Genomic DNA, 22,959 nt, shown 5'->3' with positions numbered 1-22,959 from the left:
GAAAGTATAGTGGGTAGAATAGTTTTATAAACTTTACCTTAATTTAACCTTTATCAATTAAAATGAAAGCAACTATTATGCATTACTATTCAACGAATGGAGGAAGAAAGATGAGAAAACTTAAGTTTATATTCAGCTTAATGCTTATTTCTTTTGTACTTTCAGGTTGTATTACAATACCAACTGGCGATGGTGGAAAAATCAAAGTCTCAAAAGATGGAGTTGAAATTGAAGGAGAAGACGGAAAAAAAGGGAAAATAGATCTTGATACAAAAGATGGTGGCTCAACAATAACAACTGATGATGGTACTAAAATCCAGATGGGGTCTGATGTTGAAATTTCTACGAAAGTTTCTAGTGAGATTTTATTACCAGATGCTGACAAAGCAATTAGCTTTTTAGAATCCTCTGACGAAGAGAAGGATCAATACTCCATTACCTACAAGCTGGAGGATAGCATGAAGGACAACGTACAAATTTTTAAAGATTACTTAGCTGAAAATAATTATGAAGTTGAAGTTGTTGAGCCTTTTGATACTGCTGTATCTTTGCAAGCTAGAAAAGATAATGTCTTTCTTATGTATCAGTTTATGGGTGAAGATGGTGAATATTCATTGGCAGTAATCTATACCGTCAACAAATAAAGAATTATATTGTTGTCTGAGACTTTGTTGGCAGGTAGAGTCTTAGGCATTTTTTAAATCTGAACAAAATCATGAACACATAAAGTTCACTTATTACTATTGATATATATACACATTGTTCGCATTATCCCTTTCAAATCGTTATGATAGATGAATAAATACGTAATGAAAAGGGAGAACTTTATGAGTGAAAATGTAAATAACCTATATCCAGAAAAAACGTGTTCAGTTGAACGACTTGTAACAGTCAAAGCTGATGTTGCAAAAGTGTTGAGTGGAGAAAAAAGAGCGACTAGACGTAATGGAGTTTATGCTTATCCAGGTGAAATTATGGAATTAGATGGTGGAAAATATATAGTGGATGCACTTTATCGACAAAAACTCGGTGAAATGACAGATGAACACGCTAAACAAGAAGGCTTTAATAATATGGAGGAATATAAGGATTCAATCCTTGCACTACACCCAAAAATGCCTTGGTTGCCGACGATGAACGTATGGGTTCATGAATTCAGCCCGGTAGAGAAATGATGAACTGAATGTATTTTAAAATTTATGGCGTGATTGTCTTTCTACACGTCGTCAGTGCCGTTCTATCCATAGGTCCATTATTCCTGCTAATGCCAATCATCAAAAGATTACGTGGCGCTGAAGAAAAAATCGAAAGTGCATACTTGTCAATTATCGATGTTGTAATCCGTATTGTTATGCATGCAGGACACGTTCTAGTTGTTACAGGTGTTTTGCTATTACTCCTTGGTCCTTGGCCTTGGTATACATCATGGGTTGTAATGACGGTTGTTGTAATGGGTGTATCCGCATTTTTTTTATCAACGGGTTTTACTCGAGTTCTACGAAAGTTTCACCTGCCTGGAATGAGTAAAAATGATGCTTTGAATCTTTTAAATCGGACGTCTTGGATTTATATTGGACTGATGCTTGTGATGTTATGGTTAATGGTCGAAAAGCCGATGTTCTGGTGATGGATGGAATACATATGTCCAAAGGGCAAGAGGTTTATTTAACTTAAAATACAAGTTGCTTTTCAACTTATGATTTAACTGTAAAGTAAATAAGAGAAAAAACTGACGTGCCCTTTTACGGGACGTCAGTTTTTTTTGAATTTAATGAGGTTTAACTTTAAAATAGATTTAGTTTTTCAATACGTGCAACGGCTTCCCTTAATCGATCTTCGTCTTCCAAAAGGCCAACACGCACATAACCTTCGCCATGCTTACCAAAACCATGTCCCGGTGCAACGATGATATCGGCTTCCTCATATAAGAGGTCAGAGAAGGATTCACTCGTATGACCATCAGGAACCGACAACCAAGCAAAGAATGAGGCGCCCGGAGCAACTACATCCCAACCAATTCGTTTGCACTCCGAAATAAAGACGTTACGTCTAGCTTCATAAAGTGCGGCAAGTTCAACAACACAGTCCTGGCTCTCAGTTAAAGCGACAGCTGCTGCCCGTTGAATTGCTGGGAAAATATCTATAAATAGATGATCTTGCAAAAGACTGAGTGCTTCTATGATTTCTGCATTACCGACTGCGAATCCAACGCGCCATCCAGCCATATTATACGTTTTTGATAACGTATACATTTCAATACCTACATCTTTTGCCCCGTCTACTTGGAGGAAACTAACTGGTTTATCACCATCAAAACCAATGCCACCATAAGCAAAATCATGAAGAACCGCTATGTCGTTTTCTTTTGCAAACTGTACGGTATCTTCGAAAAATGGAACAGTAGCTGTTGCACTTGTAGGGTTGTTCGGGTAGTTCAAGTACATTAATTTTGCTTTTTCCCGTTGCTCAGCAGTTAACAGATTGAAGTCGGGTAAAAAGTTATTAGACTCAAGCAATGGCATTGTGTCATACGTAATATTTGCCAAACTTACCGCTGATAAATAGTCGGGGTACCCTGGATCCGGTAGTAATAAAAGTTCACCTTCATCCATAAGGGCTAGGGGAAGCTCTACTAGACCTGGTTTAGTTCCAAATAAGACAGCGACTTCTGTGTTAGGATCGATGTCAACATTGTATTCTCTTTTATAAAAATCGGCGGCGGCTTGTTTGAATTCCATAACGCCCCGGAACGGAGAGTACCCGTGCGTAGTTGGGTCATCGACAGCATCTTTAAGAGCTTCTACAATATGCGCCGGCGTGGGTTGGTCTGGATTTCCACGTCCTAAGTTAATAATGTCTCTTCCTTCAGCGAGTGCTTTTTCAACTTTATGAGTTAGTGAAGCAAAAAAGTGTGGTGGAAAACTTTTTAATCGTTTTGAAACTTTCATTGGAAAACCCCGTTTCTATGTAGTTGACTAGCTTACTCCAAATCTTATAGTTTTTGCAGGAAAATGTCTATAGAATAACAAAGCAACAGACTTTCATGAAATAAAAAATTGAAATTCGAAATATGTTGACAACTTACTGGTTGTATATTATACTATGTTTTATGCAACGATAACTTAATATGGAATTTATCAAGAGTGACTGAGGGATTAGGCCCTATGACGTCCGGCAACCCCATTTATATGGAAGGTGCCAATTCCTACAGAATAATTCTATTCTGAGAGATAATCTGAACCCATTCATTCAGTGCTTCTTTCATTATGAAAGAGGTATTTTTTATTTTCATTGTAGTATCTGTTCAAAACTTGAAGCGATCACTCCAATTTAGGATTGATTTTTAGAAAGAGGGGAATACCGTGATAGAAATAAAAGGCGTATCAAAAGTGTATCAGACAAAAGAAAGAGTTGTAAAAGGTGTCGATGACGTTTCCCTTACGATTAACAAAGGTGAGATTTTTGGTATCGTTGGTTATTCCGGCGCTGGAAAAAGTTCGTTAATTCGCTGTTTGAATTTATTGGAACGACCGACAAGTGGTACTATTTTAGTGGACGGTGTCGATTTAACAAAATTGGGCGGTAAACAACTGCGCCAAGCTCGTTTGAAAATCGGTATGATTTTTCAACATTTTTACTTAATAAGCCAAAAAACGGTTTATGAAAATATTGCATTCGCTTTAAGAGCAGCCAACACACCTGCCAATAAAATTAATGAGCGTGTAGAGGAACTACTTGAAATGGTTGGGCTTTCAGAAAAAAAGAATGTGTATCCTGCACAGTTGAGTGGGGGACAGAAGCAACGTGTTGGAATCGCACGGGCATTAGCCAATAATCCATCTGTATTGCTTTGTGATGAGGCTACATCTGCGTTAGATCCCAATACGACAATGTCCATCTTACGTTTACTTAAAAAAATCAATCGGGAATTAAAAATAACCATTGTTCTCATAACGCATGAAATGAATGTGGTGAAAGAAATTTGTGATCGCATGGCCATTATGCAAAGCGGAAAAGTGATTGAAGATGGATCGGTTTATAACATCTTTTCTGATCCGAAAACGGAGTTAACGAAGGAATTTATTAGCAGTGTTGTATCCTTCGATGTTCCTAAAGAAATTCTACATACTTGTACAGGGCGCATTATTAAAGTGATGTTTAAAGGTGATATCGCAGGTGAAGGTATTATTTCAGATACAGTTCAGAACTATAAAGTGCAAGGAAACTTTCTACATGGTTCAATTGAGTATATTCAAGAGAGACCTCTTGGAATCTTCTTAATGGAACTGCAAGGTGAAGAGGATGAGGTAGATAAAGCGATTGCTTATATGACTTCTAGAAAAGCGCAAGTGGAGGTGATTGGATATGGAAAATGAATTCGGACGTATTGTAGAATTACTACCTGAAATTACAAAGGCCTTTGGGGAAACAATATATATGATTGGGATTGCATTTGGAGTTGCTCTACTAATTGGATTGCCACTAGGACTCATATTATTTGTAACAGATAGAGGTTTATTTTTAGAGAATAGCGCCGTAAAGAATATATTAGGATTTGTCATTAATATTGTTCGATCGATTCCATTTATTATCTTACTTGTCGCGATTACACCACTAACTGTTTTGATAGTTGGGGATGCATACGGACCGACAGCGGCAAGTGTTTCATTATCCGCCGCGGCCATTCCATTTTTTGCCCGAATCACAGAAACTTCGATGAGGGAAATCGATAAAGGAGTTATTGAAGCTGCTATTGCAGTGGGTGCAACTCCGTGGATGATTATAAAAGATGTTTTGTTGCCAGAAGCAAGATCAAGTATCATTCAAGGCCTAACATTAACTGCAATTAGTTTAGTTGGGTATTCTGCGATGGCTGGCTTTGTTGGTGGAGGCGGAATTGGTGATTTAGCCATTCGATTCGGCTATTATCGTTACGATGATTTAATAATGATTGTAACGGTTGTCATACTAATTTTATTAGTTCAAGTGATTCAATTTTCAGGAGACCGTATTTCAAAATCAATAGATAAAAGTTAATTTAGGGAGAGAGAAAAAAGATGAAGAAGATTATTTCAACAGTATTATTAGTAGTACTTATAGGTGTACTTGCTGCATGTGGTGGAAAAGACAAAGCAGGAGACACGAAAGAACTAACATTTGGAGCAACACCAGGACCATATAGCGATATGCTATCAAAAGCAATTATTCCTGAATTGGAGAAAAAAGGATATAAAATAAAAGTACAAGAATTTAGCGATTATGTTCAACCAAATAATGCGTTAAACAGTGGATCGAATGATGCAAACCTTTTCCAACATATCGTTTATCTAGAGAACTTTTCTAAAGAAAACGATATGGAGTTATCTGATTTAATAAGTGTACCAACAGCTCCACTTGGAATTTATTCGAATAAGTATGAGTCACTTGATGATATCGAAGACGGTGCTAAAATTACAATTCCAAACGACCCAGTGAATGCAGCACGTACTTTACTAACATTACAAGAGCTTGGACTAATAGAGATTGACGGTTCAGTTGATCCGATTAAGTCTTCAGAAAAAGACGTTACAGTCAATCATAAAAACTTAGTGTTCCAACCAATTGAAGCGGGACAATTGCCACGCTCTGTTGAAAGTACAGATTTAGCAGCTGTTCCAGGAAACTTCGCAATTGCTGCAGATATGAATTTACTTGATGCGTTAGCTTTAGAAAATATGCCCGATCAATTCCGAAATGTTGTTGCGGTAAGAACTGAAGACAAAGATTCACAATTAGCAAAAGATATTATTGCGGTAGTTGAATCACCAGAATTTGAAAAAGTAATCGATGAGCAATTTGAAGGCTTTGGCAAACCAGGCTGGATGAAATAAGTTAGTTGTCATTTTATATTTTGCGTACGGTAGCCACTTAACTAAATAAGTAAACTTATCAAGAGAGACTGAGGGATTAGGCCCTACGAAGTCCAGCAACCCCTTTTAAAAGAAGGAAGGTGCCAATTCCTACGGAGTGTATATCATTCTGAGAGATAAGCTGAGATTATTCAGCACTTCTTTCATTATGAGAGAAGTGCTTTTTAATTATAGAAAGAGTATGTATGTGAATTTAAAAAATGGATTAGGGGAGAGAGAAAAGATGAAGAAAATGATCTTATCAATACTACTTATTGGATTAATTGGTGTACTTGCAGCATGTGGTGGAAAAGACAAAGCAGGCGATGACAAAACAATTAAATTCGGTGCGACAGCAGGGCCTTATAGTGACATGATAACAAAAGCAATTAAACCTGGTCTTGAGAAGAAAGGGTATAAAGTTGAATTAACGGAGTTTGGAGATTATGTACAGCCAAATAATGCACTAAATGATAATTCAATTAATGTAAATATGTTCCAGCATACGCTTTATTTAGACAACTTTTCTGAGCAAAATAATATGGATTTATCTGTTCTAATTAGCATCCCAACGGCTCCTTTAGGAATCTATTCAAATAAGTTTGATTCATTAGAAGAAATAGAGGATGGATCAAAAATCACTATGCCAAATGATCCGGTCAACGCAGCCCGTACGTTATTAGTTTTACAAGGACTAGGACTAATAGAAATTGACGGAACAATCGATCCAATTAAAGCTTCTGAAAAAGATGTAGTAGTGAATCCTAAAAACTTAGTTTTCCAACCAATTGAAGCGGCAATGTTGCCTAGGTCGATTGAAAGTTCGGACTTGGCAGCGATTCCGGGGAACTTTGCAATCGCAGCGAAAATGTCTCTACTTGATGCGTTAGCTTTGGAGCAATTGTCACCTGATTTTCAAAACGTAGTAGCTATTCGTACGGAAGATAAAGATCAGCAGTTTGTGAAGGATATTCAAGAAACAGTTGAATCTGCTGAATTTAAGGAGATTACAGACAAAGAATTTGCTGGTTTCGGGAAGCCGGACTGGATGAATTAACTATACGATATCAAAAGCCATCTAAGAATGAATTCTTAGATGGCTTTTTTGGGATAAATATTAGTTGGTAGAATCAATCTCTTCAGTTAATTCCACAAGTTGATCAATTAGATCACCAATATATGCAATCGTATCTCTAAGTGGTTTATCTGTAGTGATATCCACATCGACCATTTTTGCAAGTTCTGCAGGTGATTTAGTGCCACCTTCTTTTAGAACATTCAACCATTTATCAACAACCGGTTGACCTTCTTCCAAAATTCGTTTAGAAACTTGTGTGGAGATTGTTAGACCAGCGCTATATGTATATGGATACAAGCCCATATAGTAGTGAGGCTGGCGCATCCATGTGAGTTCTGCACCCTCATTGATACGAACGTCGTCTCCCCAGAAGCTTTCAAGAACATCTCTTTTCAAAGTGTTTAAAACAGTTGCGTTTACACTGCCACCTGCATCGATTCGCTCGTATACTTTGCGTTGATAATCAGCTTCAAGCAAATGCGTGACAAAGTTATGGTAGTAGGTACGTGAAACAATCGATGAGATTACCCAACGTTTAAACTTCGGGTCATCAGAGTTTTTTAGTAAGTGATTCGCAACTAACATCTCGTTCATCGTAGAAGGAGCCTCGATAAAATAAAGTGAAGGTCTCGAATTGAATATATTTTGTTCTTTGTGTGCGTTGTAAAAATGTCCCGCATGTCCAAGTTCATGAGCGAGGACAAATACGTCCTCCATGCTACCTGTCCATGAAATAAGAATGTAAGGGTGACTGCCGTAAGGACTGGAACAGAATGCTCCTGTCGATTTACCAATGTTTTGTGCAAAGTCAATCCAACGTTCTTTGTACGAGCGATCTACCATATTTAAGTAGTCTTCACCCATTATTGAAAGTGCTTCGTCAATATACACTTTTGATTCTTCTACGGTAATTTTAGGTTCGTATGTTGGATCGAGAGAAACTTTTAAGTCTGCAAAAGTCATTTCGTCCAGACCGTGTACCTTTTGAAGCAATTTTGCGTATTTTCGCATATGTGGTGCAAGTTCTTTTGTTATTAAGTCGATTTGACGATCATACATCGATTTGTCGACCTCTTGATCAAATAAAAGTGAGTCAAAAATCGTTGGGTAGTTTCGTAAGTCTGACATTGTTTTTTCTGATTGTAAGTGCAAATCATACGTTTTTGCAGTTGTATGTTGATAATCCTTTAATTTTGAAGAAAATGCATCAAATGCAGCACGGCGTTTTTCTGTATTCGGTTCGGATTCCCAACCACCTTCGAACGATACATAGCTTAATGGAAACGTTTCTCCTCCCACTTCAAAATCGGGAAAGGACATATCAATCATTTTTGTAGTGTTGTATAAGCTATAAGGACCGTCAAAAGTTGTAGAGAATGCAGCTAATGTTTTTTCAACTTCCGGGTGCAATTGATGTGCTTTTTTTTGAATTAACTTCTCTAAATAGTTTTTGAATTCACTAGAGCTTTGAATGGCTTCTTGCAATACCTCAATCGGTAAATCTGAAAGTTCGCTTTCAACAAAAGATAATTGACTATAAACTTTCGCAGCAGTAGAACCAAATTTACTAGCGCGCATTTGTGCGTCATCATTTGTTTGATCTGTGCTAACGGCTAAGTTAGCAAAGGTACCTAGAGGAACTATTTTTTCATAAAGAGCAGAATAGCCACTTAACGCACTATTTACTGCTTCAGCATCAATCATGTTCCCTTTGAATTTCATAGCATATGTCTCGACATCTTTTTCTAGCGTAAGTATTGCCTCATCAAAATCAGCTTCCGATTTAAATAAATCATCTAAATTCCACGTTTCTTCAATTCTTACATCTGATCGTAGGGGTAAACTCTTAACCAAAATAATCGCTCCTTCTATCTATTACGAATTTCGAACTAATTATAAGTATATAATAGATTGAAAAGGAAATGTACTCTTTCCTATCTAGTTAGTTACTCTGTTTTTTTGCAATATGCTCTATTTCATCGGATACGATGAAAGCAAGATCATCATTACCAAACATTTGTAGAATATCAAGTATAGTTTCGTTGGTAATATCCATTTGTTCGTTCGTGTCGAACTCTTCAAGTGCTTTAAGTAGAGCGGGGTTTTTCAATTGTTCAGGATAGGCTTTTTTATATAACATAATCGGATCAAGTTCATGATTGAAGCACCACTTGATAAATAATTGAATCATGATTTGTTCGTCTTCTTGATACTTTTGGATAACTTGTTCTTCGATGCTTTTGTACTCCATAGGAATGCCCTCCAATTCGCAGATTCAACTATAAGTATATCTGAAATTAGTGAAGGCAAGTAGAAAGGAGCATTAATAGATGAACGGGTTGATGAAAACTATTTATGCGTTTGATTTGAAATGAAGAAATTAATCATCCAATTTTGATTGAGTGGCCCATTAACAATCTCATAGTAAGATAAAGAATTTAATACGATTAAATTATCTTCAAGAAGGATACTAATTTCATCTCCATTTTCGGATTCTATTAAAATACTAAACTGATTATCTGAAAAGTGAGTTGTTGGTTCATCAGTTTTTAGTTTTTGAATGCTGTAGTTTTCTAAAAACACGAGAAGGTTTTCCACTACTTTGTTATCTTCGGTTATCCATACCTCCGGTGCCATCCCTAATTTGTCGGGTTTCGTGAATGAAAGTGAAGTGAAATTAGTACTTTTTGAATCAATTAATTCACTAAACTGTTTTTCTTTGAATTCATTGTGAGATTGAATGATAGCGTACAAACCCCCAACTAAAATCGCGATTAAAAGAACTGCTCTTAATTTCAATCTTCATTCCCCCCTTGTAGCTAGTTTCTATAGTATACGCAGTCAAATCGATTTGCATTTGTGTTATCGACCAAAGTGGTATAATAGAGATTATGATATTACTACTCTGAAAGGAATGGTTTTATGAAAGAATATGTTAAACATGCAATTCAGGACGATTATCCAGATGATTTTGCTATGTGCTTCGGTTGTGGACGTTTAAATGAACAGGGGTATCAATTTCGTACAGGTTGGCAAGGAGTAGAAACAGTTACGTATTACGAACCTTCTGAAAAGCACACAGCGATTCCTGGCTTTGTCTACGGTGGCTTAATTGCCTCTCTCATAGATTGCCATGGTACAGGATCTGCTGCATTGGCCTTGCACCGTAAAAATGGACATGAGCCCGGGGACGGAGAAGACGCACCTCGTTTTGTAACAGCATCATTAAATGTGAATTTCTTGAAGCCTACGCCACAAGGTAAAGTTTTAAAAGCTATCGGTAAAGTGGAAGAGATTCACCCGAAGAAATGGAAAGCAGTTATTGAAGTTTTCGCAGATGATCTACTATGCGCAAGTGGAGAAGTTGTCGGTGTTATTATGCCTGCATCATTTGTCCAGAAATAAAATGAAATAAGAAGAAATAAAAAAACAGGTGGAACAACGTAAGATAGTTGTTCCACCTGTTTTGGTGCTGGTTGTATTTTAGCTACAGAAAAATAGGTAAAATATTACTAGCATAACTTCTTATATTCTCGAATGAAATGTTTAGGATCTGAGTCGATTTGATATGTGAATACACCTTGGATTGTGTGCAAATAGAAAAGCCCGGTGCCACTAGAAAAAGGTTTATAAGAAATATCATTGACTTGTTCTAATTTGAAAATATGCTTGGTTGTAACTATTGTATCTACATATAAAGAAATGTGATGTTCAGTTTGATTCCTGCGTTGTTCATGCCAATATATTGTGCGTTCAACTGTACTATACGAAAGTGTGGAGATGCTTTGTATCGAATCATTCATCAGGTAGAATACCTCCATCGTTCAGTTTGATTTGAATACTTTGAAGCATACCATATTTTTACGATATTTGATTGTTATTTGTATGCTGTTATTTTGCCCATCAACGTATAAAATTAATTTTGAATAAATTAGAGATAGTTGAATTGTATAATGTACAATTGAAGTAGTTAATAATCTTGGGGGTGTTGAAATTGATTGAAGCAATCGTGATAGTAGCGCTTGTTATAAGTATACCAGTAATTGCAATAGTTACAGACCATAAAAGAAGACTTGCGAAAATAAAAGTGGGAAGTGTACGTGAAGAAATTGAGCTTGAAAAATTAAAACAACAGAACTACATCATAGAAACTGAAAAGATGAAACTTGAATTGGAGAAAATGAAGTTAAGCTATACGTCTGATGTTGATGAGTTAACGAAACTATAGGTAATTAGAAAAACGAATTCGGATAAATGAAACTTTCTTACATTTCATTCGTATAATTAATTACTAAGAACGTGTAGGGGGTTTTTAAAAATGGATAATAGAGGGTTAAAAATATTGGTACATGCGAGTGCTTTTTTTGCGCCATATGCAGTGCCTATTATCATTTATATTTTTTGTCATTTTTACAAAAAGGATCTTGAAGTGGAAAGTTTAGCAATTCAAGCAGTTCTTTTTCAGTTAGTTATGGGCGCATTCTTTATGATTTCTTTTGCATTGATAGTTGTATTAATTGGTATACCACTTGTAATCGCTTTAGGTATTGCATGGTTAGTAATTCCAATAATTGCTATTATCAAGACGCTAAATTACGAAGAATATAAATACCCAGTAGTGGGTAGATGGTTCTGATTATGAGTAGTACTTTCCAGGTGAACATTCACTGGAAAGTATTTTTTTGGTGAAATTAAAAAAGTGGGATCTTAATCAGTTCCGATTTCTGTTTGTGGAACATAGTAATCCTCAACTTAAAGATAAGCGATCCTAATTTCCAATGCTTTTCAAGTAAAGACTCTCTGTGCCCAAACATATACATCTATTAAAAGGTGGGGGCAAATGGAACTTGTACAGAAAACATTTATAATACTTGTTGGGAGTTTATTAATTGCTGTTGGAATAAATATGTTTCTCGTTCCGCATAGGTTATTGGAAGGTGGAGCGGTAGGCGTTAGCCTGATTTTTCACTATTTACTAGATGTAAAAGTTGGATTCACATTTCTATTAATAAGTATTCCAATATTTATAATGGCCTGGTTCTATTATCGAGCTTTTTTTTACAATGGTATTCATGGAATGCTAATTTCCTCCGTTCTTATTGATGCACTGCATCCATTGCATTTGTACGGAAATCTTCTGATGTTCACTCCTTTAGTAAGTGCTGCAGTTGGAGGTATACTTATTGGGTTTGGAGTCGGGCTGATGTTTCGAAATGATATAAGTATTGGCGGTCTTGATTTACTAGGACAAATGCTGGCAAGGAAACTAATGTTAAATCCTGGTGTACTAATTTTTTTTATTGATCTACTAATTGTTTCTATTGGTTGTTTACTAATTGCTTCCTCTCATTTAATCTTATCTTATACAACCGTTTTCTTCGTAGGCACAGTGACGAGTTTATTAGTTTCTCAAAAAGAAAAAGTAGATTAAATACAATTCTAGCTCTTGAGAAAGAACTACTTCCAGAATTATTGTGAAATTTTGACTAAATGTACATTATTTAAGAGGAATTTGATCTTTTTTGTTGAAGTATCTTAGACTAGGAAGAAATTATAAATGAGCATTTTTTGAAAGAAGAAGGAAGGGGATAACTAGATGGCATGTTCTATTAATGAAGTTAATGAGCTTTGTCATAAGCTAGGTATGAACCCTGAAAAGACACTGGGTCCATTAACATATGTATCGCAATTAAATTTATCAGATAAAATAGAGGAATATGAAGAAATAATTTCAGTAACAAAGTTTTTCAGTAACAAAATCCTAGATTTATTAGCTGATACCCCATTAGAATTCTTAGTGACGGACCACAATGGAGTTATTCTTAGTGTGTTTGGAGATAATATGATGCGTATTGCTGCAAAAACATTAGGAGTACAACCGGGTTATGAAATATCCATTCCAGTGATGGGAACAAATGCTATCAGTCTGGCATTACTGAATGATTGTGAACCGATACAAGTTTTAGGGGACCAGCACTTCCTTCAACGATTTCATGATTGCGCATGCTATGGAATCGCATTTAAAGATATTGAAACGAATAAAATTATTGGTACGCTTGCAATTATGACTACATTGGAACATCATAATCCGTTGTATCCAGCAATGTTATCAACGGTTTCTGATAGCATTGAAAGGGAATTGTTGCTGCGCAAGAAAAATAAAGAACTGAATATTTTAAATCAAGTTATGATGGATAATAATCTATATTGTGTCTTAGTGACAAACGCTAAAGGAGAAGTCGTAGAATTTAACTCAAGTGCAGAAAACCTACTGGATATGTCATCTAAGGATGTTATTGGAAGCAATATTTCTAATCTAGATCCAATAGGGGGATATGCTCTTAAGGTAATCAATGAAAAAGCCAGTTATAAAGATGTACAGATTACTATTAGTAAAGATGAAACAAAAAATGTATGTTTATTGGATGCATTTCCCGTTTATGATGATAAGTGTCAGGTCATTGGTGCTTTTTCGCAAATTAGAGATATTACAGAGTTGTTTGAAATTCAACAAAAAATTAATTACTTAGCGAATCATGATGAAAAAACGGGTCTACCGAACCGTAGACTTTTAACAGAAAAATTAATTGATCTTTTGGACGTAAACAAAAACCCTATTGAAAAAAATAAGTTTGCTCTTATTCATATAGATTTAGATCGATTTAAGCTTGTGAACGATACATTGGGACATACCAAAGGTGACGTATTCTTAAAAAGAATTTCAATACAACTGGAAAATATTTTAGATCCAGAAGACTTTATTTCAAGGGTTGGTGGGGATGAATTTATTATAGTGAAGCCCTTTACTAAAGAAAAAGATTTAACCTTAATCGATAAAAGATTGTCACAAGTATTTAGTCATCCATTATCAATGGGTAATTTTGAATTTCATATTACGGCAAGTAGTGGAATTGCAATTTACCCAGATGATAGTTTGTTGTTGGAAGATTTATTTGTTAAGGCGGATACTGCAATGTTTCATGCTAAAAAGATGGGGAAAAATCAAATTGTCTATTATTCAGAGAAACTTGATTCAAAATCGAAGGAACGTACACTTCTTGATTCATCATTACGCAAAGCAATAGAGAAAGAGGAGTTTGTTCTTTTTTATCAACCACAAGTTGAAGTTGCAACAGGACTAATTAATGGAGTGGAAGTACTTATTCGATGGAAGCATCCTGAAAAAGGTTTAATGTATCCGATGGAATTCATTCCCAATGCAGAAGAAAGTGGGCTTATAATTGAAATCGACAAATGGGTGTTACGTGCAGCATGTATACAAAATAAAAAATGGCAAGATGATGGCTTACCTCCTTTTCGAATAGCTGTAAATATATCTGCTAAAAAATTTGCAAGCCGTAATTTAGTTCAACTTGTAAGAGAAACTCTAGTTGAAACCGGATTACGCCCAGAGTATTTAGAAATTGAAATAACGGAAACAATGATGATGGACGTGGAACATGCGATTCCAATCTTGAATGGATTGCAAGAACTTGGCGTTTATATAAGTATTGATGACTTCGGAACTGGTTATAGCTCGTTAAGTTACTTGTCGAAATTTAATATTAATCGACTGAAAATTGATCGTTCTTTTATTCAAAACATAGAAAAAGGGGAGAGCGATGCAAACATCGTAGCTTTAATCATTCAGGTCGCCCATAACCTTGAATTAGAAGCTGTTGCAGAAGGAGTCGAAAATGACAAGCAATTGCAGTTTTTACGTCTTCATAGCTGTGATGTAATACAAGGGTTTTATTATAGTAAGCCAATTTCTGCGGAAGAGCTCGAAACAAGATTTGTAGAAATTCAGCGAGATGTGATAGAGCTTTAAAAAGTGCGGAAAGAGTGTGAGAATAAGTTATGGAAAAGAAAGCATCTTCAATTGTTGGCAATCCAGTGTATCCCGTTATGTTTGCAATCGGCGGGGTCCACCTTCTAAATGATTCATTGCAATCTGTTATTCCAGCTATGTTCCCGATATTGGAAGAAGATATGGGGTTAACGTTTACACAGTTAGGACTCATTGCTTTTGTATTAAATATGGTTGCATCAGTATTGCAACCTGTAGTTGGTTATCTAAGTGATCGAAAGCCAAAACCTTTCGCTCTTCCTATTGGAATGATGTTTTCGCTTGTTGGAATCGCGGGTTTAGCATTTGCGCCTGAATATTGGATGATCCTCGTTTCAGTGATGTTCTTGGGCTTTGGGTCTGCCGTTTTTCATCCTGAAGGTTCAAGAGTTTCTTTTATGGCTGCTGGTCCAAAGAGGGGATTATCACAATCGATTTATCAAGTTGGGGGCAATACAGGACAAGCGCTAGCACCACTTATTAGTGCCTTTATTTTAGTTCCTTTTCGACAAACGGGCGCGGCGTTATTCATAATCGTGGCGGGGCTTGCGGTGTTTATATTGGTGAAGATATCAATATGGTATAAAAATCAGCTAGATCAGGAAAAGTTAAACAATCGAAAACGAGTTCTCTTATCTTCAATGGCAAATTTAACAAAGAAACAAATTGGTATTGCGCTAGGGCTTTTGTTGATTATTATTTTTGCTAGATCATTTTATGTCGTAAATATCACGAACTTTTACATATTCCATTTGATGGAAGCCTATGGTTTAACAATCAAAAATGGTCAATTAGTCATCTTCTTGTTTCTAGCTTTAGGAGCAGCCGGAACTTTTTTTGGTGGACCTATTGCAGATGCTATTGGCCGAAAAAATGTAATTGTATTATCACTAGTTGTCCCAATTCCATTGTGTATTTTATTACCATATGTTTCTTTACCAGTCGTTATACTCATGTTGGTAATTATTGGTTTCTTTATAATGCTAAGTTTTTCAGTGACAGTAGTCTATGCTCAGGAGTTAGTTCCGAGTAAGATTGGCACGATGGCAGGGTTAACTGTGGGATTAGCATTCGGAATGGGCGCAATAGGTTCAGTTGTTATCGGTATTTTAATGGATGATATTGGTGTCTATCAAACGATGATTATCATCTCATTTCTACCGATTATTGGACTTGTAGGTCTCGGGCTTCCTCGTGATCAAAAAATAACGATGAAACATGCATAAACATTGAAAAAGCTAACCGTATTGGTTAGCTTTTTTGCTTTAAAAAATGTTTAGTCTATATTTTTTAGGGGTATAGAAATATTCAAATATAATATAGGAGTCGGTCTTTTTGGATAGGAAGTTTTGGAAGAACCCGGTATTTTTAATTTCAGTAATTGTAGTATTTTTCTTAGTCGTCGCAGGATCTATAGACCCTAAAGGATTCAAAGCAATTGCGGAAGTGCTATATGGTTTTACAACTCAGAACTTTGGTTGGTTTTATTTATTATCTGTATTTGTCATTATTATATTCCTAGCAGGACTTGCAATTAGTAAATATGGTGCGATACGCATTGGTGGAGATGAAGAAAGACCAGATTATCCCTTCTTTACATGGATAGGCATGCTTTTTTCAGCTGGTTTTGGTGTAGGGCTTGTTTTTTGGGGCGTTGCTGAACCGATGAGTCACTTTCTGAACTCACCAATAAACGGTGTTGAACCTCTTTCTAGAGAGTCAGCAAGAATTGCAATGGGGTATTCATTTTTTCACTGGGGTATTTCTCAATGGGCAATTTTTGCGATTGTTGGCTTAGTTATTGGTTTCCTACAGTTTAGGAAAAAAGAAAACGGATTAATATCTACAGCTTTAGAGCCATTGCTAGGTTCAAATAAATATTTAAAAACGGGTATCGATTCACTGGCCGTAATAGCTACAGTGATGGGAATTGCAACATCAATCGGATTAGGTGTCTTACAAATGAGTGGGGGACTCGAATCTGTTTTCCAAATAGAAAATACATTTTTAGTACAAATTTCAATAATCATTTTTATATTAATTGGCTATATGTTATCAGCTTCAACAGGTTTAAATAAAGGAATTCGCTATTTAGGTAACTTTAACTTAGGTATGGCAATAGCACTTTTACTATTTATTTTTATGGTTGGACCTAAGGTGTTTATTTTAGAATCCTTTACACTTGGGATTGGTGATTATATCACGAACTTCATTCAATATAGCTTGCGCTTACAGCCTTATCAAGGAGGCACTTGGGTACAAGATTGGACAATCTTCTATTGGGCTTGGACAATCGCATGGTCTCCTTTTGTTGGTGCATTTGTAGCACGAGTCTCGAAAGGGAGAACGATTCGAGAATTTATAACAGGTGTTATGGTTATTCCGCCAATATTTGCTTGTATGTGGATCGCAACACTTGGTGGAACAGCACTATACAATGATTTATATAATGGTTCTGATATTGCGGGTGCAGTAGATGCAGACATTACATCTGCTATATTTACAACGTTTGAACAAGTTCCGCTTTCAGGTGTAATCTCGTTTATGTCAATCATTCTTATTTTAACATTTCTAGTTACCTCTGCTGATTCTGCAACATATATTTTAGCGAGTATGACAACGAATGGTAGTTTGCTTCCCCCTTTAATTGTAAAAATGACTTGGGGTGTTTTAATGTCAGCAATCGCAGGCGTATTATTATATGCTGGAGGTTTAGAAGCACTGCAATCAGCTTCCCTCGTTTCGGCATTGCCCTTTACATTACTTTTGATACTATTAATGTTTTCGATGATGAAATTACTGAAGAAAGAGCCGATTACCGTTCGACCTTCAGATATTAGGCAGTTTGAACATGTAGAAAAAGAAGTTAAAAAAAGAGCGAGAAGTCGAAGTAACAAAGTAAAAGAGAAGTAATATTCAAGAAATGCTTAGCCTGAGTGATAGGGCTGAGCATTTTTCATCCCTCCTCCGTTGCTCGTTTGGTGATTAATGATAGACTTAAGATAGTATGTTAATGGAAGGGGTAGTGAATTGTGCTTGCAGATTTACTAAGAAATTCGAATCACACAGTTATCTTTACCGGTGCAGGTATGTCGACAGAAAGTGGATTGCCTGATTTTCGCTCAAAAAAGACAGGGCTTTGGGAACAAGAAGATCCTGCAAAAATTGCCAGTACAGAAGCTATGAATCGAGACGTTGAAAAGTTTTTCGAGTTTTATCGTAAACGCGTCCTCGGTGTGAAAGATTGTACACCACATGCAGGCCATAAGATATTGGTCGAATGGGAAAGAAATGGAAGGATACAAAGTATAATTACTCAAAACGTCGATGGATTCCATTCAGTGGCAGGCTCGAAGAATGTAATGGAGTTACACGGGACGCTGCAACAAGTTCATTGTGAGAGTTGCGGAAAAAAATATGCGAATGATATGTATGAATCTGAGCAGTTTTATTGTAGTTGTGGTGGGACATTACGGCCATCAGTGGTACTTTTTGGGGAAGGATTACCAGAAGATGCTTTTAACCAAGCTGTTGTTGAAAGCCAGAAGGCGGATTTATTTATCGTATTAGGCTCTTCGTTAACGGTTACACCAGCAAACCAATTTCCGTTACTTGCAAAAGATAATGGTGCTCAGTTAGTAATCGTCAATTTAGAGCCAACGGAATTTGATAAGTATGCCGATTTAGTAATTAATAACCGAAAAATAGGTGAGGTGCTTTTAGAAGAAAATAAGCAGTTATCAAGCCGTTGAAATAGAAAGCCAACCTGTATGTTACGTTGAGTACAGGTTGGTTTTATTAGAATCTCACTATGTGAAGGACATCATTCGTTCAAGTGCTCCGCCAGGTTCGATAATCTCTTTAATATCCATAATTGGAATAGGAAAGTAAGGAAATCCCCATACATACGGAGTAATTTCGTACAGTTGGAAATAAATTACTAAAACAGAATCGGCAATATAAAAGTCTTGATCAGCTCGTATGCCTTCAAACTTGCCTATCAATTGAATGTCCCAATCTGTGATTTTTTTCTTAATGATCGAAGAGAGTTCTTTTTCATAGTCAGTACCAGGTTTAAAAAGCTCTTTGAGGGTGTATTGTTTTCCGATAGTGGTATCAAAGGTTAGGGACTTAATGATTGTCATTCCATGAGCGCCACCAGTGAATGAATAAACTATAATATTCAAGCTTAGGATCCCACGCTGATTGGTTTTTAATTCATAGTAAGCTATAAGCTCAACTAAGCTGCTTTCGTAAAAGCTTTGTTCAATGAGGATTGTATTTAAAGTTGCTACGATGGCATGATTCATTTTTTGTTGAACACCATGATTGGATAAATTAAAGATAACGGGATAATACACTTTTACATTTGGGGAAACATGTGGCAATATTTTGGTTCGAATGGATAGGGGCAGATGCATGAACGACTTCCTTTCTATAAGTAGGCTTGGTTCATGATATGCATAGGTACCTATATAGATTCGGTTCTAGTACGGATTGAATACGTACTTATATTAAATTTACTAGAAAGCCGAACATGACAGGATTAAATAAGGCGTGTATTATGAAATTATAGGCGATATACGAGGAGTGATTGTATGAAAAAAGAAAATAACTCGGATAAAAAGTTTTGGGGCAAGCTAAGGAACTATGGTGAAAAGGCTGGTAAAAAAACAATCTATTATAGCTTATTGCTATTTTATACAGCTAAAAATCCTGCAGTTCCCAAATCCTCCAAAATGATTATTGTTGGTGCAATCAGTTATCTAATTTTACCGATTGATTTGATTCCAGATTTTATACCCGTTATCGGACTCGCCGATGATGCAAGTGTTATTGCTGCAGCAGTGTACAAAGTGGCTTCACATATTGACGATGAGGTAAAAAATAAGGCCTCTGAAAAGATGAAACGACTTTTTCATTCGAATGAGTTAATGAAAAATTGACAAGTTACTTTTTTAGCAAACAATAAAAAATGAAGTATAGAGATACGTCTTCTATACTTCATTTTTTTGTTTGCTTTATTCGGGTTTTTTCTTGTTTACTTTGCGAATTGAAACTTCCCAACTCGTGCCTGTACGTACGCGATAAGCGTCAGCGAAGGATCCTTGGTTAATGGCGATGCCGATGTTGTCCAGCGAATTGATGTAAACAAGTGGTTCACCTATATGTGAATCTGCAAAAGAACGCCCATATTTCAAAATGCTATTGTAAATTGTTCGCCCATCCCTTGTTATTGAAACCTCAAATAAATCTCCAAACTCTACATCTAGCTCACGGAACTGGACGCGACTAATATTCGTCCATAAGTTACCAAAAGGACTATCGATAATTTCGATGATTCCAGTAATGACCCCGTCGACGATTGTTGAAGTTCTTAAAGGAAGTTCAACAATTGTAGAAGGTTCTACCGCGGGCCCTATGTCTTCAAAAACAGTTTTACCGACTGCCAGGCGAGCACCTGTGTATGCGAAAATATCCCGTCCATGGAACGTATGTGATTCACCTGAATTCGGTAGACGATTTTTTGATTCGTCAATTACACGAACATCTGTAATTTCGATAAATTCTTTTAGATGTGTCAGTGTTCCATTATCTGGAGTAATGATAAAGTGGTTGTCAATTGTTTTGGCTACAACTCCGCGCCGGTCAGATCCAACACCTGGATCTACAATCGATACAAATACGGTCCCGCTTGGCCAATAACTAACTGTTTGCAAGAGACGATAAGAAGCCTCTCGAATATTATATTGAGGGATCTGATGTGTAATTTCAAAAATAGAAATCCCGAGTTGAACCGAATTTGCAACACCGTGCATTGCACTTACTGCGCCGTCCCCGTTCCCAAAATCCGATTGAAAAACCAATAAGCCATTCGTCATGTAAATCGACTCCCATTCAAAATATTTTTGAGAACAAAAAAATCCCGCCCATACCAATCAAATGATTGAAAGGACGAGATTCCATCTCGTGTTACCACCTTTATTTGTTACTTATTTACATAAGTAACCTCAGCAAGTGCAAAATCCTGTCGAAATGGATTTTAGACTGTGGTATAGATAACGGGTACCAATTCCCGCTGATATCTACTAATGCAAAAATACTGCACGTTCAATTCAGAGCTCAGAGGCCATTTTCAAGTGAAGGTTTAGTACTTCTTTTCATCTCCAGAAGCTTTCTGTCAAGAAACCCGAACCACTTTACTTTTCTCATCAATGCTTTTTTGTATTAACCAATAAAATACACGAAGTTATAACAAAAGTCAAATTCATTCGAAAACTCAGTCCGCTAAGATTTGAATAGTATCCTTGAAAAATTAGTGCAAATGAAGCATGGTAGGACGAAATTGACAAGGAAATCAGGTATACTTAAGGAGTTAGATATTTTTAAAGGAGTGGGAGTTACGATGGGAAAGTCTTTTGTGAAAACTTACTTAGAAGAGAATCGTAGTCGATTTGAGGAAATAAGCACATATATATGGGAACATCCTGAAACACGTTTTGAAGAATATGAGTCATCCAAATATTTAGCTACCAAGCTTGAACAAGAAGGTTTTAAAGTTGAACGAAATGTTGCAGGGATTGAAACAGCATTTGTTGCAACGTTTGGAGAGGGTGCACCTTATTTAGGGTTTTTAGGTGAATTTGATGCATTATCCGGCTTAAGTCAAAAAGCAAATAGTACCGAGTATGAAGCACTTGAAGGTAAAGATGTAGGGCATGGTTGTGGACATAACCTTCTTGGAACAGGTGCATTAACTTCCGCGTTTGCTGTGAAAGCCTATATGGAGGAAAACAAATTGAGCGGAACGGTTCAATTTTTCGGTTGTCCAGGAGAAGAGGGCGGATCAGGAAAGACGTTCATGGCTAGAGATGGCATATTTGATCATCTAGATATCGCATTGACGTGGCATCCATCCCCTGCAAATGCAATTATGAGTATGTCGTCGCTTGCAAATTATCAAGTATTCTTCCGGTTTAAAGGAATTACGTCACATGCTGCGAACTCACCGCATCTTGGAAGAAGTGCACTAGATGCTGTCGAATTGATGAACGTAGGAGTGAATTATTTACGTGAACATGTAATCACAGATGCAAGAATGCATTATGCAGTTACAAACACAGGTGGTTATTCACCCAACGTAGTACAAGCCGATGCGGAAGTACTATATCTAATTCGAGCTCCTAAAGTGGGGCAAGTGGATGAAATCTTTAAGCGTGTTTGTAAAGTAGCTGAAGGCGCAGCTTTAATGACTGAAACAGAATTGACAATAATATTTGATAAAGCATGTTCAAACTATATCCCGAACCGCGCACTAGAAGAAGTGCTTCATGAAAAGTTGATGGAAGCAGGAGCAGGAACACCTGCAGATGATGAGGTAAGCTATGCTAAATCGATTTGGAACAGCTTAACAGATGGAGAAAGGGATAACTTTATCGATCTAATGCAAGGTTTCGGATACATTGGCGATGAAGATGATTTTGAGGGGAAATATTTAAGTGATTCAATCTCATCTTATCGTCCATCGGATAAAGTAATGGCGGGTTCAACGGATGTTGCAGATGTTAGTTGGGTTGTTCCAACTGCGCAGTGTACTGCAGCTACATCTGCACTTGGTACAGCACTTCATACATGGCAAATGACTGCACAGGGGATTACGTCATTTGCTCATAGTGGAATGTTACGTGCAGGAGAAGCAATGGCTCAAACTGCAATCCATATTTTACACAACCCTGAAGTACTTAAAGCTGTACAGGAAGAACACAAAAAGAAATTGGCTAAAACGCCGTATGTATGTCCGATACCAGCAGAAGTAAAACCTTCACCGCTTAAACATTAAAAAAAGGTTGTACAATTTATGACGTTGGTGAAAGAAAATCCCCTTCTCTAATAAAAGAGAAAGGGATGGAATTTCACTAACGTCATTTTTTATAAATATATTGGATAAATCCTATTAACCGCTGATTTCCGTTCCGAGCGGACGCGTTCCACGGGGCGTGCGTTGAGCCTCCTCGTCGCTATGCTCCTGCGGGGTCTCAACTGTCCCGCTTCATCCCGTAGGAGTCGCCGCTCTGCACTCCAATCAGCTAAGAGAGTATAGGAACATAAGTTCAAATAAATATAGAAAACAAGTGAAATTCCCT

23 protein-coding genes, 2 riboswitches and 1 other annotated feature are annotated in these 22,959 nt (G+C 36.7%); of the genes, 17 read left to right on the top strand and 6 right to left on the bottom strand.

Annotated elements, in window-relative coordinates; translation table 11 throughout:
• Positions 1-110 precede the first annotated feature (110 nt).
• The 3 genes from ACXYMX_RS07390 to ACXYMX_RS07380 all read left to right on the top strand — a co-directional run bounded on the left by ACXYMX_RS07390 (position 111) and on the right by ACXYMX_RS07380 (position 1,627).
• The gene (locus tag ACXYMX_RS07390; protein WP_459043609.1) at positions 111-644 is read left to right on the top strand and encodes a hypothetical protein; all 534 of its coding nucleotides are present in this window, start codon (positions 111-113) and stop codon (positions 642-644) included.
• A 183-nt stretch (positions 645-827) separates the two neighbouring features.
• Entirely contained in the window at positions 828-1,175 is a 348-nt protein-coding gene (locus ACXYMX_RS07385; protein ID WP_459043608.1) for an ASCH domain-containing protein, read from the top strand.
• Positions 1,176-1,183: 8 nt separating this feature from the next.
• A complete protein-coding gene (locus ACXYMX_RS07380) occupies positions 1,184-1,627 on the top strand; it encodes a hypothetical protein (protein WP_459043607.1) in 444 nt (147 codons plus the stop codon).
• A gap of 157 nt (positions 1,628-1,784) precedes the next feature.
• On the opposite strand, the gene ACXYMX_RS07375 is transcribed toward ACXYMX_RS07380, so the two are convergent.
• Positions 1,785-2,948: an aminotransferase class I/II-fold pyridoxal phosphate-dependent enzyme gene (locus ACXYMX_RS07375; RefSeq protein WP_459043606.1), complete on the bottom strand. Its 1,164-nt coding sequence runs from the start codon at positions 2,946-2,948 to the stop codon at positions 1,785-1,787.
• Positions 2,949-3,131: 183 nt separating this feature from the next.
• A riboswitch (SAM riboswitch) is annotated at positions 3,132-3,237 on the top strand.
• A gap of 125 nt (positions 3,238-3,362) precedes the next feature.
• Between ACXYMX_RS07375 and ACXYMX_RS07370 the strand changes: the two genes are divergently transcribed.
• The 4 genes from ACXYMX_RS07370 (at position 3,363) to ACXYMX_RS07355 (ending at position 6,945) form a co-directional block, all read left to right on the top strand.
• Positions 3,363-4,376 carry a methionine ABC transporter ATP-binding protein gene (locus tag ACXYMX_RS07370; RefSeq protein ID WP_459043605.1) on the top strand — a complete coding sequence of 338 codons (1,014 nt, stop codon included), beginning with the start codon at positions 3,363-3,365 and terminating at the stop codon, positions 4,374-4,376.
• On the top strand, positions 4,366-5,037 hold the full coding sequence (locus tag ACXYMX_RS07365) for a methionine ABC transporter permease (RefSeq protein WP_459043604.1): 672 nt from the start codon (positions 4,366-4,368) through the stop codon (positions 5,035-5,037). Before ACXYMX_RS07370 ends, ACXYMX_RS07365 begins: the two co-directional genes overlap by 11 nt.
• Before the next feature lie 20 nt (positions 5,038-5,057).
• Positions 5,058-5,870, top strand: a complete 813-nt coding sequence (locus tag ACXYMX_RS07360) for a MetQ/NlpA family ABC transporter substrate-binding protein (protein WP_459043603.1) — start codon at positions 5,058-5,060, stop codon at positions 5,868-5,870.
• A 52-nt stretch (positions 5,871-5,922) separates the two neighbouring features.
• A riboswitch (SAM riboswitch) is annotated at positions 5,923-6,032 on the top strand.
• Positions 6,033-6,132: 100 nt separating this feature from the next.
• Positions 6,133-6,945: a MetQ/NlpA family ABC transporter substrate-binding protein gene (locus ACXYMX_RS07355; RefSeq protein ID WP_459043602.1), complete on the top strand. Its 813-nt coding sequence runs from the start codon at positions 6,133-6,135 to the stop codon at positions 6,943-6,945.
• Between the two features lie 60 nt (positions 6,946-7,005).
• On the opposite strand, the gene pepF is transcribed toward ACXYMX_RS07355, so the two are convergent.
• The 3 genes from pepF to ACXYMX_RS07340 form a co-directional block, all read right to left on the bottom strand.
• Entirely contained in the window at positions 7,006-8,820 is a 1,815-nt protein-coding gene (gene pepF, locus ACXYMX_RS07350) for an oligoendopeptidase F (RefSeq protein ID WP_459043601.1), read from the bottom strand.
• 88 nt (positions 8,821-8,908) lie between these two features.
• Positions 8,909-9,217, bottom strand: coding sequence for a hypothetical protein (locus ACXYMX_RS07345; RefSeq protein ID WP_459043600.1), 309 nt, complete (start codon positions 9,215-9,217; stop codon positions 8,909-8,911).
• Between the two features lie 98 nt (positions 9,218-9,315).
• Complete coding sequence (locus tag ACXYMX_RS07340) at positions 9,316-9,765, bottom strand: hypothetical protein (RefSeq protein WP_459043599.1); 450 nt, start codon at positions 9,763-9,765, stop codon at positions 9,316-9,318.
• A gap of 123 nt (positions 9,766-9,888) precedes the next feature.
• Between ACXYMX_RS07340 and ACXYMX_RS07335 the strand changes: the two genes are divergently transcribed.
• The 8 genes from ACXYMX_RS07335 to ACXYMX_RS07300 all read left to right on the top strand — a co-directional run bounded on the left by ACXYMX_RS07335 (position 9,889) and on the right by ACXYMX_RS07300 (position 18,567).
• Positions 9,889-10,371 (top strand): PaaI family thioesterase, encoded by a 483-nt coding sequence (locus tag ACXYMX_RS07335; RefSeq protein WP_459043598.1) that lies wholly within the window; start codon positions 9,889-9,891, stop codon positions 10,369-10,371.
• A gap of 589 nt (positions 10,372-10,960) precedes the next feature.
• Entirely contained in the window at positions 10,961-11,194 is a 234-nt protein-coding gene (locus ACXYMX_RS07330) for a hypothetical protein (RefSeq protein ID WP_459043597.1), read from the top strand.
• A 90-nt stretch (positions 11,195-11,284) separates the two neighbouring features.
• On the top strand, positions 11,285-11,602 hold the full coding sequence (locus ACXYMX_RS07325) for a DUF4870 domain-containing protein (protein WP_459043596.1): 318 nt from the start codon (positions 11,285-11,287) through the stop codon (positions 11,600-11,602).
• A gap of 204 nt (positions 11,603-11,806) precedes the next feature.
• Positions 11,807-12,397, top strand: coding sequence for a YitT family protein (locus ACXYMX_RS07320; RefSeq protein WP_459043595.1), 591 nt, complete (start codon positions 11,807-11,809; stop codon positions 12,395-12,397).
• A gap of 165 nt (positions 12,398-12,562) precedes the next feature.
• Positions 12,563-14,797, top strand: a complete 2,235-nt coding sequence (locus tag ACXYMX_RS07315; RefSeq protein ID WP_459043594.1) for an EAL domain-containing protein — start codon at positions 12,563-12,565, stop codon at positions 14,795-14,797.
• Between the two features lie 29 nt (positions 14,798-14,826).
• Positions 14,827-16,041, top strand: a complete 1,215-nt coding sequence (locus tag ACXYMX_RS07310) for an MFS transporter (protein ID WP_459043593.1) — start codon at positions 14,827-14,829, stop codon at positions 16,039-16,041.
• A 109-nt stretch (positions 16,042-16,150) separates the two neighbouring features.
• A complete protein-coding gene (locus ACXYMX_RS07305; RefSeq protein WP_459043592.1) occupies positions 16,151-17,728 on the top strand; it encodes a BCCT family transporter in 1,578 nt (525 codons plus the stop codon).
• A 119-nt stretch (positions 17,729-17,847) separates the two neighbouring features.
• Positions 17,848-18,567: an NAD-dependent protein deacylase gene (locus ACXYMX_RS07300; protein WP_459043591.1), complete on the top strand. Its 720-nt coding sequence runs from the start codon at positions 17,848-17,850 to the stop codon at positions 18,565-18,567.
• 57 nt (positions 18,568-18,624) lie between these two features.
• On the opposite strand, the gene ACXYMX_RS07295 is transcribed toward ACXYMX_RS07300, so the two are convergent.
• On the bottom strand, positions 18,625-19,236 hold the full coding sequence (locus ACXYMX_RS07295) for a DUF3298 and DUF4163 domain-containing protein (protein ID WP_459043590.1): 612 nt from the start codon (positions 19,234-19,236) through the stop codon (positions 18,625-18,627).
• A 177-nt stretch (positions 19,237-19,413) separates the two neighbouring features.
• Here ACXYMX_RS07295 and ACXYMX_RS07290 point away from each other — a divergent pair, with 177 nt between their 5' ends.
• Positions 19,414-19,761 carry a YkvA family protein gene (locus ACXYMX_RS07290; RefSeq protein WP_459043589.1) on the top strand — a complete coding sequence of 116 codons (348 nt, stop codon included), beginning with the start codon at positions 19,414-19,416 and terminating at the stop codon, positions 19,759-19,761.
• Between the two features lie 75 nt (positions 19,762-19,836).
• On the opposite strand, the gene ACXYMX_RS07285 is transcribed toward ACXYMX_RS07290, so the two are convergent.
• On the bottom strand, positions 19,837-20,697 hold the full coding sequence (locus ACXYMX_RS07285; RefSeq protein WP_459043588.1) for an SAM hydrolase/SAM-dependent halogenase family protein: 861 nt from the start codon (positions 20,695-20,697) through the stop codon (positions 19,837-19,839).
• A 66-nt stretch (positions 20,698-20,763) separates the two neighbouring features.
• Positions 20,764-21,040 (bottom strand) — a binding site (T-box leader).
• A 181-nt stretch (positions 21,041-21,221) separates the two neighbouring features.
• On the opposite strand from ACXYMX_RS07285, the gene ACXYMX_RS07280 reads away from it, so the two are divergent.
• A complete protein-coding gene (locus tag ACXYMX_RS07280; protein ID WP_459043587.1) occupies positions 21,222-22,655 on the top strand; it encodes a M20 family metallopeptidase in 1,434 nt (477 codons plus the stop codon).
• Positions 22,656-22,959: the final 304 nt, after the last annotated feature.

This window comes from Sporosarcina sp. CAU 1771, from assembly GCF_054482775.1.
This window is presented reverse-complemented; position numbering and strand designations above follow the sequence as displayed.